This window comes from Streptoalloteichus hindustanus, assembly GCF_900129375.1.
GTDB classification, from domain to species: domain Bacteria; phylum Actinomycetota; class Actinomycetes; order Mycobacteriales; family Pseudonocardiaceae; genus Streptoalloteichus; species Streptoalloteichus hindustanus.
Genome location: NZ_FQVN01000007.1, coordinates 56,605 through 69,018, shown reverse-complemented (window position 1 = coordinate 69,018; position 12,414 = coordinate 56,605). Strand labels below are relative to the sequence as shown.

The window sequence follows — 12,414 nt, the reverse complement described above, 5'->3', positions numbered from 1 at the left end:
CTGACATGCCTCTGTCACCGCTCTGACACCCGACCGCACGGGGGCGAGGTCACTTCGTGCGGCCCTCGCCGCCGTGGAAACCCCGTGCCGGTCAGGCGATCTGATCGGCGTCCAGGAAGGGCAGCAGGAGGCGGAGCAGGGCTTCGGGACGGTCCAGCGGGATGATGTGGCCGCAGTCGGGGATCACATGGCCGACGAGGTCATCGGCGACCGGGCGGAGCTGGCGTTCCAGGGCGTCGCCGACGGGGTGGGAGCCGATCGCCATGGTGGGCACGGTGAGCCGGGTCCGCGCCACGACGTCCCGGACCTGTTGGGCGCTGGCGGGCAGGGCGCGGTAGTAGGAGAAGGCGCACCGCAGGGAGTCGGGCTGGGCGTAGGCGGTGACGAAGGCGTCCCGGATGTGGTGGGGGACGCCGCGCCCCCGGGTTCCGGCGTTGAGGAACCAGTCGACGTACTCGGTCTCATGTCCACTGAGGACAGTCTCTCCCAGCCCGGGGACGGCGTGGAAGCCGAACCACCACGGCGGTCCGCCCGCGAGGAACTCCTCGGCGCCGGGCAGCGTCCCCACCAGCGACTCCATGACAACGAGCCGCCGCACGCGGTCGGGACGCCGCATCGCGAGCAGGAACGCCGGCGGGGTGCCGGCGTCGATCCCGACCACGGCGGCGGTGGGTTCGCCGAGGGCGTCGAGGATTCCCTCGACGTCGACCGACAGCGTCCCGGCGTCGTAGCCCTCGGCGGCGCGGGTGCTGCCGCCGAAACCCCGGAGGTCGGGAGCGATGACCCGGTAGCGCGGGGCCAGGCGGCCGACGACCTCGCTCCAGAGTCGCCAGGTGTGGGGAAAACCGTGCAGCAGCACGACGGCGGGGCCGGTGCCGGCGATCGCGACGTTGGCCTGGATGCCGTTGGTGGCGATCCGCCGCACCGTGATGTCAGTGGTGGACACGTCATCTCCGTTGGTTACCTTTGGTGACCAACTCACGCTAGGGAACCTGGCTGGCGTCGCCAAGAAGGCACTTTCCCCTCAGGAGGTCACTTCGAGGTGACCCCGTCCCGCTGGAGCCTGCTCGATGCCGAGCGCCCCGCCTGGCGACCGCGGGCCCGCGACAGGACACAGTGGACAGTGATGGCACAGTGGAAAGCGACGGCGACCACTGTGCGCCGCCAGGAGGGGCCGTCGTTCCGCCAGCTCCCGCACCCAGATCGCCAGCTCCGCGTCGCGGATCTCTGCTGGCCTCGCGACCAGCGAGGGGAGTATTCCTGCGCAGCATCGCCTCAGGGTGCGTCAATGCCCCGGTGCTGTTGGCTGGCTTCGCCAGCGGAAGAGACCTCCAACCGGTCAGGCATGTCTTGGGTCGGTTGGAGGAAGGCTGCCTCCGGCCGACCGGGCTGGAGGAGTTCGTGCCGGGTCTCTGGGCTTTCCTGGTCGAGGTGCTGAAGTCCGGCTACGGCAGGTCGGTCCTCGCCGTCGCCGCGCTGTGGATCACCAAGCCCGTGTGGCTGATGGCTTTGCGGATCGTTCGCGACTGGGTGCGGTCGGCTCCGGCTCGACACCGCGCGGCGCTGGAGAACAAGGTCGTCGACCAGGCGTTGAACGCGGTCAGCAAGGATCCGGGCGACCGAGCGTACGACATGCTCGGGCTTCTCCTGAAGGCATCCCCGCCGCTGGGGGCAGAGTCGCCAGCCGATCTCCCGGGGGAACCGGTCGCGGACCCGCCAGAAGACAGGCCGACCGATGAGCCAGGTGTGCGCTGACGGCCGAGGAATGTCCTTGCGACGCAGTCGAATCAGGTGGACGTGCGGGCGTGTGGGACATCCGGTCAGCCGGCCGGCCAGTCAACCGGTGAGTCCGGCCGCGGTCAGGGTGAGGTGTTGGGCCAGGAGCTCGGCCGCGGTGTCGGCGTCGCGCGCCAGCGCCGCCTCCTCCAGCCGGCGGTGCTCGTCGGCGCCGTCCCGGTCCGGGTTGCGGTGTGCCGACCAGCGGCGAGCCAGCTCGCTCGCGGTCCACATCCGGTCGAAGGTCTCCAGCAGGAAGGGGTTGCCGCAGCCCTCCAGCAAGGTGCGGTGGAAGACCCGGTGGGCCTCGGACCACGCGGCGCTGAGGTACTCGCCCTCCTCCGGCGCGTACACCGGGGTGCGGGCCAGGCGGTGGTGGGCGGCTCGCACCCGGGCCTCCCAGTCGACGTCGCCGCGCTCGACGGACATGCGCAGCATGACCGGTTCGAGGGTTCGGCGGGCCTCCGCGATCTCCTGCCAGCGGCGGTCGGAGAAGGCCGGGACGGCGAAGCCGCGGTTGGGCAGCCGGTCGGCGAGGCCCTCGCCGACCACCCGCACGAGCGCCTCGCGCACCACGGCCAGGCTCACGCCCCGTTCCCTGGCCAGGTCCTGGGGTTTGAGGGCTTCGCCGGGGGCGTAGTCCCCGCGCATGATCGCGTCCCGCAGGTGCGCGTACACCTGCTCGGAGAGCATCCGCTTCCCCGGCGAGGTCGAGGTGGGGGCTGTTCGGGCCATCGCTTCAGCATAGACGATTCGCTAGATAATCGATTATCCATGCTATGGTCGATCTGTTGGTGACGGTGGTGCCGCCACCCGACGCGGGTCCTCCGCCGGTCGCACCACCGCCACTCCGCCGCACGGCCCGAAAGGAACGACGTGATGAGCGCCAACGACCCGTTCGCCCGCCTCCCCGAGGCGGCCTCCTTCACCGTCACCAGCACCACCGTCGCCAACGGCGCCGCCTGGCCGCCCGAGCAGTTCTCCTCCGGCGTCCCCGGCGGGAAGGACGTCTCCCCGCAACTGTCCTGGAGCGGCGCCCCGGAAGGCACCAGGAGCTACGCCGTCACCGTCTACGACCTCGACGCCCCCACCGGGTCCGGGTTCTGGCACTGGGCGGTCGCCGACATCCCCGCCACCGTCACCGAGCTGCCGGAGGGCGCCGGCGACGACACCGGCTCGGGCCTGCCCGACGGCGCCTTCCAACTGCCCAACGACGTCCGTCAGGCCCGCTTCGTCGGCGCCGCCCCGCCGGCAGGGCACGGCGTGCACCGCTACTTCGTCGTGGTGCACGCCCTGGACGTGGAGTCCATCGGCGTCCCGGCCGACGCCACCCCGGCGTTCCTCGGCTTCGCCATGGCCGGCCACACCCTCGGTCGCGCGGTCCTGGTCGCCACGGCGGGAACGCCGGCCACGAGCGAGAGCGCCGAGCGGATCGAGGTCTCCCGGCTCGTGCCCGCCCCCGCCGACGCCGTGTTCGCGGTCCTGACCGACCCGAAGGGCCACGTGGACATCGACGCCTCGGGAATGCTCATGGACGCCGAAGGACACCCGGTCCAGCGGCCCGGCGACCGGTTCCTGGTCCACATGGACCGGGAGGCCCTCGGGGACTTCCCCCTGGGCAGGTACGACGTCGAGGTCGTCATCACCAAGCTCGTCCCTGGCGAGGAGATCGCCTGGACCGTGGAAGGACAGTTCCGTCCCTACGTTCGCCACATCTACGGCTACCGCCTGGAACCAGCCGAGGGTGGCACCCTCGTCACGTCCTACTACGACTGGTCCGAGGTCGACGAGGAGTGGCGGCGGCGCGTCGTCTTCCCGGTGATCTCCGAGTCCGCTCTCAAGGCCACCCTCGGCATCCTGGAGCGCACCGTCCGCCGCAGAGCCGCCGCCTGACCGGACGGCGGAGGACCCGACGGAACGTGGTGGGGCCGATCGTTGACCGGCCCCACCCGTGCGCGTCGATCGGCGGGAACCCCTGCCGGCCAACGGACTTCGTCAGGGCCGCGCGTCGTGGAGCGGACTGGAGTACCAGCCGGTGTGCAGGCCGCAGTTGAGCGATCTCAGGCACCGTTCCTGCACCACGACCACCTGGCCGTCCCGGCTGATGGTGGGGAAGGAGGGAAGCGTCCTGCCGGGGCGCGGGTCGGGGAGGAAGGACGTCCCGCCGGTGGACTGGTCGAGGATGTGGGTGCGGGGCGAGCGGAAGTAGGGGTCGTCGCCGTTGCTGTTCATCACCATGAGGCCGACCAGGTTCCCGGTGCGGCTCACGGAGTTCACGGACACGTGCATCGTTGCCTTCTTGTCCCACCGCCCCAGTGACACCGGGGTGGCGCCCGGTGTGGTGGCGACCTTCTTGAGCTCGAACCGGTCGCTGTCCCCGCTCTGGGTGAAGAAGAGCCACTTGCCGTCGCCGCTCAACTGGTAGCTGCTGCCCGACTGGGCTCCCGACGGCGTGCGGAGTTCGCCAGTGGTGGTGTCGAGGAGTGTCACCAAGGCGGGATCCTGGGGCTTCGCCTGGTACCTGAACACCAGCTTGGTGCCGTCGTCGGACGCGGACACCCCGGGGTGCCAGTAGCAACCGTGGAAGAGGTCCTCGCACTGCAGCAGGACCTTCGTCCCGCCGGAGACGAGGTCGTGGCGGTGGATCCGGTCGCCCGCCCACCTGCCGTTCCACTCGCTCCTGCTGACCCAGGTCAGCCACCGCCCGTCGGCGGACATGGAGATCGACTCGATGGACCAGCGGGGCGGCACGGTCGCGATCTGGCGAACGCCGGAAGCCAGATCGTGGTGGTACAGGGCGATGTCGCTGCTCGACGAGTCGCCGAGTGGCGCGGTGTAGGCGAACGTCGTGCCGTCCAGGCCGATCGCGACGTGGTGCCAGTAGGGGCTGAGCCGGAGCGGCCTGCCGTCCGGCGTCACGCTCACCAGGAGGGTCGCGCCGGTCCGCGTGTCCTTGCGCACCAGGTATTCCCCGGTCGGGGTGGGCGCCCGGTGCGGCTCGGGCACCATGTTGCTGTTGGTCCTCACGGCGAACAGCGCGTACCGGCCGTTGCCGGACAGCCCGGCGAACCTGATCTCCCCGCCCGCGGACTCCGGGTTGCCGGCGGCGTCGGTGTCGATCCTGGTGAGCTTTCGCCCGTCCTCGGCGGCGTGCTGCGCCACCTCGGTCGTGGGCAGCGCCGTCGCGGCCCCGGCCGTCGTGGCGACGCTCGCGGCGGCCACGGCGAACACCACGGTGATTCTTCGCAGGGTGTGCATCTTCCGTCCCTTCGGGAGTCGGAATTCCCTTGCAGAGTAACCACTTCACGTGTGCCCCAGTGGGAGATCTTTCTGGCCCGAAAGGGCACGTGGGTGGCGGAGTGCCGCTCGCCAGGTTGGTTGCGGGCCCCTTGCCGAACCGAGTGCTCCACACGCGCTGCGACGTGGTCATGGCGGACGTCGTCGGCTGGGCAGGTGATGACGCCGTGGGTCCCGGTTCTTACGGGAGAGACCCGACGCGCGGCAATCCCCAGCTCTGGGGATATCCGCTCCCGTCGTGTCGACCCCACAGTGGTGCACGGTTTTGCCTTCGAACACAACGAAACAACGCGGACCGACGCCCAGTGCGTCAACGGGAGAGAGATGCGACTGAGAGGCTTGGCCCTACTGGCGACCACGCTGATGCTGGTCTTCACTGCGGGCGTCACATCGGCCTCGGCGAGTTCTGTCGAGGAAACGCCCACCACGTCGATATCGATGCGGGGATGGACGCCGCCACGGAACTTCGGTGGGGGCAGCGGCGCCGCGCCCGCGCTGGCGTCGTACGGCGGACGTGTGTACGCGGCCTGGAAAGGAGCGGGTGCCGACCAGAGGCTGTTCTTCTCCTCGACAGGAGACGGGGTGAACTGGACGAGCCAGGCGACCTTCGGCGGTGCGAGTAGCACCGGGCCCGCGCTGGCTGTGTTCAACCGACGCCTGTACGCCGCGTGGAAGGGGGCGGGCTCCGACGGGCGGTTGTTCCTCTCCTCGACGGACGATGGGAGGAACTGGTCCCACGAGGTCGCCCTGCCCGGTGCGGCGAGCAGTGTCCGTCCGACGATTACGGCGGCGAAAGGCCGCCTGCACGTCGCGTGGAAGGGTGCTGGGAACGACACACGCCTGCATATCGCGTCCACTGTGGACGGTTCGAGCTGGTCGGCGCCCAGGACCTTCGGCGGGGGCAGCAGCGCGGCACCGAGCCTCGTCGGAGACCACGGGCGGTTGTACGCCGCGTGGAGGGGAGTCGGGGCGGACCAACGGTTGTTCGCCGCCCGGACGAAGAACGGAGTCGACTGGAGCGAGCCGTCCGCCGTCGGTGGAGAATCCAGCACGTCCCCCGGCCTGGCCATGGTCGGCAACGTGGTTCACGCGGTGTGGAAGGGGCCGGGAACCGACCAGAGGCTCTTCCACAGCTCAGCGGTGGGAGGTCTGCACTGGGCGCCCCCGGAGCAGCTCGGTGGCCACAGCAGTGACAGCCCGGCTTTCACGTTGGCCTCGTTCGGCTTCTTCCTCGCCTGGAAGGGCGTTGCCGGAGACGATCGTCTCTTCTACAGCTGGGCGCCGACCTCGCGCTGAGGACAGTCCGGTGGCTGGACCCGAGGCACTGGTCGGGCCGACGACGGGTCCAGGCCCAGCCGCCGGCGATGTCCCGTGTGTTTCTGAGGGGCGGGGCGGCGGTGGGCGGCGGGTCTCCCCGCCGCCCACCGCCGGTCAGCGCGGTCGGTCAGCGCGGCCGGTCAGCGTGATCGATCAGGGCGGTGGTCTCGGCGGCGGGGACCAGTCCGAGCTATCCCGCGAAGTCCGTCACGACAGCGGCTCGTGGTTGGCCCAGACGACCTTGTAGGGGTACCGGGACTGCCAGCGCTGGATGACCTCCCCGAGTCCGGGGACGGTGAACGAGGCGTTGAGCGCGTCGAGGTCGGCGACGCCGAGTCGCACGATCGCGGTGGCGACGAGCACGGGGCTGTGGTCGTCGGCGGGCACGGGGATGTTGCGTCGCGCCGCGAAGGTCTGGACGTGCCCGGAGTCGCGCATCACCTGTTCGATATCGCTCAGGAACTGATCGAGCTCGGCGTCCGGGATGGACTCGGTGAACGAGACAATCATGGTGTGGTGAATCACCACACCATTGAACCCGGGTGTCCACTGTGGAGTCCAAGACCGATCGTGACTCCAGCGATAACCTGGAGGCATGATTGACCTGGAGACGCGCGAGCTCGGGTACTTCGTCGCGGTCGCCGAGGAACTCCACTTCGGCCGAGCCGCCGCGCGCCTGTCGATTGCCCAACCGGCGCTGTCGAAGGCGATCCGACGCATCGAGACGCGGCTCGGCGTCCCGCTACTCGTGCGCACCAGCCGACACGTCTCGCTCACGCCGGCGGGGGAGGCCCTGCTGCACCACGGCCGCCACGCGCTCAACGCCGTCGCCGCCGCGGCCCGGAGCGCGCGCCAGGCCGCCGACGCCCAGGCCCGCCTCCGACTGGTGATCAAGCCCGGCGGTGACGCCAACCTGCTGTCCGGCATCCTCGCCGAGTACTCCCGCCAACCCGATGCCCGCCAGGTGGACATCCTGTTCGGCGGCGCCACCGACCGCGTCGACTACCTCCGCGACGGCCGCGCCGACGTGGCACTGCTGTACGCGCCCTTCGACGACCTCACCGGGCTGGCCCACGAGACGCTCTACGTCGAGGGCCGTGTCGCGATCCTGCCCCGCGACCACCGACTGGCCACACGCGCCGAGCTGCGCCTGGCCGACCTCGACGGCGAGACACTGCCCCGCTGGAAAGGCGTTCCGGGCGGCGGAACCGGACCCGAGATCGTCGACGTGCCCCAGATGATCCAGTTGATCACCCTCAACCGCACCATCGCCGTGCTGCCCCGCTCACTCGCCGAACCCGTCCCCCCAGGACTCGTCCGCGTCCCGGTCACCGACGCGCCGCCCAGCCGCCTGGTCGTCGCCTGGTCCCAGCTCGACCACCGCCCCCTCATCACCTCCTTCGTCCACGCGGCAGTCGCCGCGAGCAGATCGTGACGGTGTAGCCGCCGCCCGGATACAGGCAGCGGGTTGCCGGCTGCACTGAAGGACGAGCGCTGCCCTGGGCCTTCTCACAGCTGTTCCACCGTCGCCCTGGGGTGGAGCTGCTCTGTTCCGATGGCCGTGACGCGTCGTCCCCCTAGGACGATCCGAACGGGCAGTTCCCGCAATGGGCTGAGGTCGACCTCGCACGAGCCATCAATACGGATCAAGCGTAAGCTGCGGCAATTCTCGAGCCCTGACAGGTTGGGATTCCCGCGGCCGTAAAATTGGATCATGCGGAGAGGTAGCCGGGCGAACGCCCACATGTCTCGTGACGCCTCTGTGTCCCGCTTGGAGTGGAAACTGAGTCTTGTGATGTTGGGAAACCTTGCTACGAAGGCTTTCTGGGTGTAGCGGTCAGAAGGGCCGGTGTATGTAGCGTCAGTGAGGCGTTCTGGTACGGCCACCTCGTCCATCCAATTGGTCACCGGGGACGACAAGTTCAGCTTCCTTACGCGCTTGAGTTCCCGCAAGAACGCGAAATCTCGGAGTGACCAGGTGTTGACCAAGCTCAGATCGCGGATGTGGGCGAGGCTGGCGATGAAGTCCACCGAGTCGGGCCACCTCTCTCTGAAGTTCAGGAAGAGCCACTCCAGTCTCTGTAACGTGGACAGCTCCGGCAGCGAGTCGGGAGCGACGTCGCCGAGTACAGTCAATCCACGTAGCTTCGTCAATCTGCTCAGCTGCCGGAGTTCGTTGGTGATATCGCTGATGCCCCAGAGGTTAACGCGACAGCTGTGTAAGTTCTTAATCAGATGCAGGTACGGTACGGCACGGCTATCCACGTCAATGCAGTCCCGTGGATACCTCATGGTCAACGGCGCATCTGCCAGAACCTGGCGAGCGTAGGTCTCCGGATCGAAGTACTGCCACGACCAGGCGAGTTCATGAGTCAACTCCTCGCGTGGATCAGCGGCGTACCCACTCAGTGTGTCGAGTGCTCGCGGGCCATTGACCAACGTCGCCGTGCGCACACAGGCGACGGCCTGCGAGGTGGACAACGTGGAGAGATCGGTGGGCAGGTAGTCCAGCACTGTCTCGCCCACGGTCGCCAGAGATCGGCTCTCTCTCACGCTTCGCGGAGGCACGAGCGTGCGGACGCGCTCGTCCACCTGTGCCAGCACCTCCGGTGGCGCCAGAATCGCCGTTTCCCGGCACGCCGCAGCCAGCAAGTTCAGCTGGCGGGCCTTTTTCGCTGACGCCCGATCCGCAGCACCCAGGAGGCCCTCGAGCAAGCGCCCGCGCTGCTCCGAAGTTCCCTGCGCGCAGGCCATGATCACTGTCTCTCGCCACAGGTCCGACGACGCGTGCCGCACGATCAAGTCGACGCTGTCGCGGTCCATCGCCTCGCGTGCCGCCAGGAACTCCTGGAACGTTCGGTGAATGAAGTCGATGCGGCCCATCGCGGGCGACCGGATGACGCCGCTGCGCTCGATCAGGTGGTCCAGCAGCGTCTCCGCGTCTTCCTGGACGTTGGGCATACCCCGCAACCGCTCTGCTATGCGTGCGAGCGCTTGGTCCCGGCTCATCTCGGTGCGACCGTTCTCGTTGAGCCACCACGCCAGGACTTGGAGAAGTACCCGCTTCTCGCTGGCTGACGCCTGGATTTCCGCGCCCGCCACCACGTTCCGGTCGGCGTCCCTGCGCTCCAACAGCATGTCCAGCGCGGCCGAGTACAGCGCGACGCGGTCGCGTGGCAGCCGAGACCGTCGGTCGAGGTTGAGCGCGCACAGCATCGCGCACAGCAGCGGGTTCCGTGCCAGTGCACGTAGATGTGGGCGGGCTTGTAACTGCGCCAACAAGGTCCGCCTGTGCTCGTCAACCTCTTCGGGACGGCAGGGCAGGACCGCCGGGTTGGTCGCGGAGTCCAGTAGTGCGGAATGCCATCGCCGGAGGAACACCTGGACGTCGCCAGGCGTCATCGGCTCCAGTACGACCGATCGGAACCCCTCATGCGTCAGCCACTTGGCTGTAATCGCGGTCGGGCGCGACGTCACCACCACTCGCAGTTGCGGATAACTGGCCAGCAGCTCCCGTAACCAGGTCCGCACCGCGGGACGGCGTCGGGCGGACAGTTCGTCAATTCCGTCGACCAGCAGCAGTGCCCGGCCCGAGTCGAACTGCCGGTGTGCCCAGCCTTCAGGAATTGGGCCGAGCTGCGGAGAACTGGGCTGGTTGAGCACGTCGTCGCCTCGGGGCAGCGCCCTGGTCGCGAACTCGCGAAGCTTCACCATGAACGGCACACACCCGTTCCACTCGCGCAAGTGCCCGGTGAAGGCGGAGCGGGCGGCGTTGACGGCTAACCAGCGCAGCAGCGTCGACTTGCCGGCGCCCGCCTCGCCGCGCACCACGGTGAGCCTGCTGTCGCCCAGCGCCACCTCGACCCGGAGAGTGGTGGTTGGATCGAGTTCGAGGTCGTTGTCGCGCCAGCCGAAGTGTTCTCTGTCCCTGCGACCTCGCTTCGCGTCGTCTGTCACCGTCAAGCTCAGGTAGGCCACGCTCACCGTGGTCCTCGGCTCGTAGGAGTGAGTGGTGAGACCGATGACTTCGAGCTGGTCGTACGAGCGGGCGACGCTGTTCAGGTACCGGGTGCGGAACTCGTCGTCGAGCAGGCGACCCGATGGCGCCGACAACTCGGGCATGGGCACACGTTCCAGGAGCTGTTCGACGCGCTCGAGCACGGTCCGCAGCCGGCCCAGTGTCTCCACCGCCACCGCGGCCTCGAACTCTGGCAGTTCCCGAACCAGGTGAATCAGGACCACGCACGCCCGCTCCAAAGCGGCGTCGTAGAGCCGTGCGGCCCGCTCGGACAGTCCGGCGCGATCCACCGGCTGCTGCCTGCGGACCGCCGCTGCCAGTGCGCGCGGGTCGCAGTCGACAGCGAACAGCGCACCGTCGGAAAGATCCGAGTCCTCCAACGCGTCCGACACAGCGGCCAACGCCGCTTCCCGCTCGTTGTCCGGCAGGCCATGCGCGGCGCGGGCGAGTTCCGGTTCCAGGCCGCGCGCCACGTCGTCCTCGATCTTCAGGAGCGCTTCCATGACATCGCGTTCCTGCCGGCGGACGGGGAAGCGGGCCCCGATCAACCTGCTCAGGTCACGTCCGCGCCTGCTGTCGGCCTTCTTCTCCGAGAACCACTGCAATGCCAGCTGCTTCGCGACCGACTGACCGATCCGCAGCGCACCCTCAGCTATCACCCACTCATGATCCCGAAGCGAAACAACCCCGAGGCGCCCCCTCTGATCGCCCACTCAGGCAGGCCCCGTTGCGGACCCGTGGGGCAGGGGCGCAAAGCCCTGGCCCCACGGGTTCGGCGGTGGGCCGGCGTCGGGCTACGGCGTCAGGTGGTGGTGGTGAAGGTGGGGAGTTGGAGGGCGGAGTAGGCCGGGTGGTCGGTGTCGGCGGGCAGGGAGGTGAGGTCGCGGAGGGCGGCGTTGCGCTCGGCGAGGGCTTCGTCGGTGTTGGGGAGCATGCTGGCGTTGCCTTCGGTGACCAGGGCCTGGTTCAGCTCCACGAACGGGCGGGTGGTGTTCTCGTAGGCGGCGAACGCCGTCGCGTGGTCGGGGGCGGTGGCCAGGTGGCCCGCGAGCATGTACGCGCCGACGAGGGCGAGACTGGTGCCCTGTCCGGTGAGGAACGACGGGGCGTGGGCGGCGTCGCCGACGAGGGCGGCGCGGCCGGAGGACCAGCGGGGCAGGTGGATCTGGCTGACGACGTCGAAGAAGAGGTCGTCGGCGTCGCGCAGCGCGGTGAGCATGCGGGGGACCTCCCAGCCGTCGTCGGCGAAGACCGAGGCGACCAGGTCGCGTTGGGCGGCCGGGTCGCGGAAGGCGTCGAACGGGGGCTCGGGGCGGGTGAAGCTCAGGAACCCGTGGACGTGGTCGCTGTCGCCCACCGCGTAGAGGACGGCGGCCCGGCCGGGGGTGTTCCAGAGGACGGCCTCGTGGGACAGGCCGAGGTGGTTGCGCAGGGTGAAGCCGGCGAAGCAGTAGCCGAGGTAGCGGTGGAACCGCTCCTCGGGGCCGAGGACGAGGGCCCGGACGGCGGAGTGCAGGCCGTCGGCGCCGAGGACGAGGTCGAAGGTGCGGCGGATGCCGCTGCGGAAGGTCACGTCCACGGCGTGGGCGTGCTCGTCGAGGGCGGCGATGGAGTCGTCGAAGAGGAACTCGACGTCGTCGCGGATGGCGGAGTACAGGATCTCGGTGAGGTCGCCTCGGCGCACCTCCAGGTCGCGGCCGTCGACGCCGCCGGCGACGACGTCCGGGCGGGCCGAGGCGATCACGCTGCCGTCGGGGTTCAGGAAGGTGATCTTCCGGGTGTCGACGTGGGCTGACCGCAGCCGCGGCAGCAGGCCCATCCGCTCGACGACGCCCAGCGCCGTGCCGCGGATGTCGATGGGGTAACCCCCGGCGCGTGGGGCGTTCGCCTTCTCCACGACCGTGATGTCGAAGCCGTGGTGGCGCAGCCAGTAGGCCACCGTGGGACCGGCGATGCTGGCGCCGGAGACCAGGACCGTGCGCATGCGCGCTCCTCACAACTAGATA

General features: G+C 69.3%; 10 protein-coding genes. 4 read left to right on the top strand and 6 right to left on the bottom strand.

Going from position 1 to position 12,414, the window contains the following annotated elements:
* Window positions 1-91 precede the first annotated feature (91 nt).
* Window positions 92-946: an alpha/beta fold hydrolase gene (locus tag BUE43_RS21990; RefSeq protein ID WP_073486325.1), complete on the bottom strand. Its 855-nt coding sequence runs from the start codon at window positions 944-946 to the stop codon at window positions 92-94.
* 413 nt (window positions 947-1,359) lie between these two features.
* On the opposite strand from BUE43_RS21990, the gene BUE43_RS21985 reads away from it, so the two are divergent.
* Window positions 1,360-1,755 (top strand): hypothetical protein, encoded by a 396-nt coding sequence (locus BUE43_RS21985; RefSeq protein WP_143174311.1) that lies wholly within the window; start codon window positions 1,360-1,362, stop codon window positions 1,753-1,755.
* Window positions 1,756-1,836: 81 nt separating this feature from the next.
* On the opposite strand, the gene BUE43_RS21980 is transcribed toward BUE43_RS21985, so the two are convergent.
* Entirely contained in the window at window positions 1,837-2,469 is a 633-nt protein-coding gene (locus BUE43_RS21980) for a GntR family transcriptional regulator (protein ID WP_200797647.1), read from the bottom strand.
* Window positions 2,470-2,655: 186 nt separating this feature from the next.
* On the opposite strand from BUE43_RS21980, the gene BUE43_RS21975 reads away from it, so the two are divergent.
* A complete protein-coding gene (locus BUE43_RS21975; protein ID WP_073486320.1) occupies window positions 2,656-3,669 on the top strand; it encodes a YbhB/YbcL family Raf kinase inhibitor-like protein in 1,014 nt (337 codons plus the stop codon).
* Window positions 3,670-3,771: 102 nt separating this feature from the next.
* On the opposite strand, the gene BUE43_RS21970 is transcribed toward BUE43_RS21975, so the two are convergent.
* Window positions 3,772-5,034, bottom strand: a complete 1,263-nt coding sequence (locus tag BUE43_RS21970; RefSeq protein ID WP_073486318.1) for a TolB family protein — start codon at window positions 5,032-5,034, stop codon at window positions 3,772-3,774.
* Window positions 5,035-5,232: 198 nt separating this feature from the next.
* On the opposite strand from BUE43_RS21970, the gene BUE43_RS21965 reads away from it, so the two are divergent.
* Window positions 5,233-6,369: a PLL family lectin gene (locus BUE43_RS21965; RefSeq protein ID WP_143174310.1), complete on the top strand. Its 1,137-nt coding sequence runs from the start codon at window positions 5,233-5,235 to the stop codon at window positions 6,367-6,369.
* 228 nt (window positions 6,370-6,597) lie between these two features.
* Here BUE43_RS21965 and BUE43_RS21960 read toward each other — a convergent pair whose 3' ends face one another.
* Window positions 6,598-6,915 carry a hypothetical protein gene (locus BUE43_RS21960; RefSeq protein WP_073486808.1) on the bottom strand — a complete coding sequence of 106 codons (318 nt, stop codon included), beginning with the start codon at window positions 6,913-6,915 and terminating at the stop codon, window positions 6,598-6,600.
* 70 nt (window positions 6,916-6,985) lie between these two features.
* Between BUE43_RS21960 and BUE43_RS21955 the strand changes: the two genes are divergently transcribed.
* On the top strand, window positions 6,986-7,825 hold the full coding sequence (locus BUE43_RS21955) for a LysR family transcriptional regulator (protein ID WP_073486314.1): 840 nt from the start codon (window positions 6,986-6,988) through the stop codon (window positions 7,823-7,825).
* A 74-nt stretch (window positions 7,826-7,899) separates the two neighbouring features.
* On the opposite strand, the gene BUE43_RS21950 is transcribed toward BUE43_RS21955, so the two are convergent.
* The gene (locus BUE43_RS21950; protein WP_073486312.1) at window positions 7,900-11,067 is read right to left on the bottom strand and encodes an NACHT domain-containing protein; all 3,168 of its coding nucleotides are present in this window, start codon (window positions 11,065-11,067) and stop codon (window positions 7,900-7,902) included.
* Between the two features lie 143 nt (window positions 11,068-11,210).
* Complete coding sequence (locus BUE43_RS21945; RefSeq protein WP_073486310.1) at window positions 11,211-12,392, bottom strand: FAD-dependent monooxygenase; 1,182 nt, start codon at window positions 12,390-12,392, stop codon at window positions 11,211-11,213.
* Between the last annotated feature and the right edge of the window lie 22 nt (window positions 12,393-12,414).

Bases quoted from the DNA above. Each gene is read 5' to 3' on its own strand.
- BUE43_RS21980 (WP_200797647.1), bottom strand. From the start codon at position 2,469: ATGCTCTCCGAGCAGGTGTACGCGCACCTGCGGGACGCGATCATGCGC.
- BUE43_RS21975 (WP_073486320.1), top strand. From the start codon at position 2,656: ATGAGCGCCAACGACCCGTTCGCCCGCCTCCCCGAGGCGGCCTCCTTC.
- BUE43_RS21970 (WP_073486318.1), bottom strand. From the start codon at position 5,034: ATGCACACCCTGCGAAGAATCACCGTGGTGTTCGCCGTGGCCGCCGCG.
- BUE43_RS21965 (WP_143174310.1), top strand. From the start codon at position 5,233: ATGACGCCGTGGGTCCCGGTTCTTACGGGAGAGACCCGACGCGCGGCA.
- BUE43_RS21955 (WP_073486314.1), top strand. From the start codon at position 6,986: ATGATTGACCTGGAGACGCGCGAGCTCGGGTACTTCGTCGCGGTCGCC.
- BUE43_RS21945 (WP_073486310.1), bottom strand. From the start codon at position 12,392: ATGCGCACGGTCCTGGTCTCCGGCGCCAGCATCGCCGGTCCCACGGTG.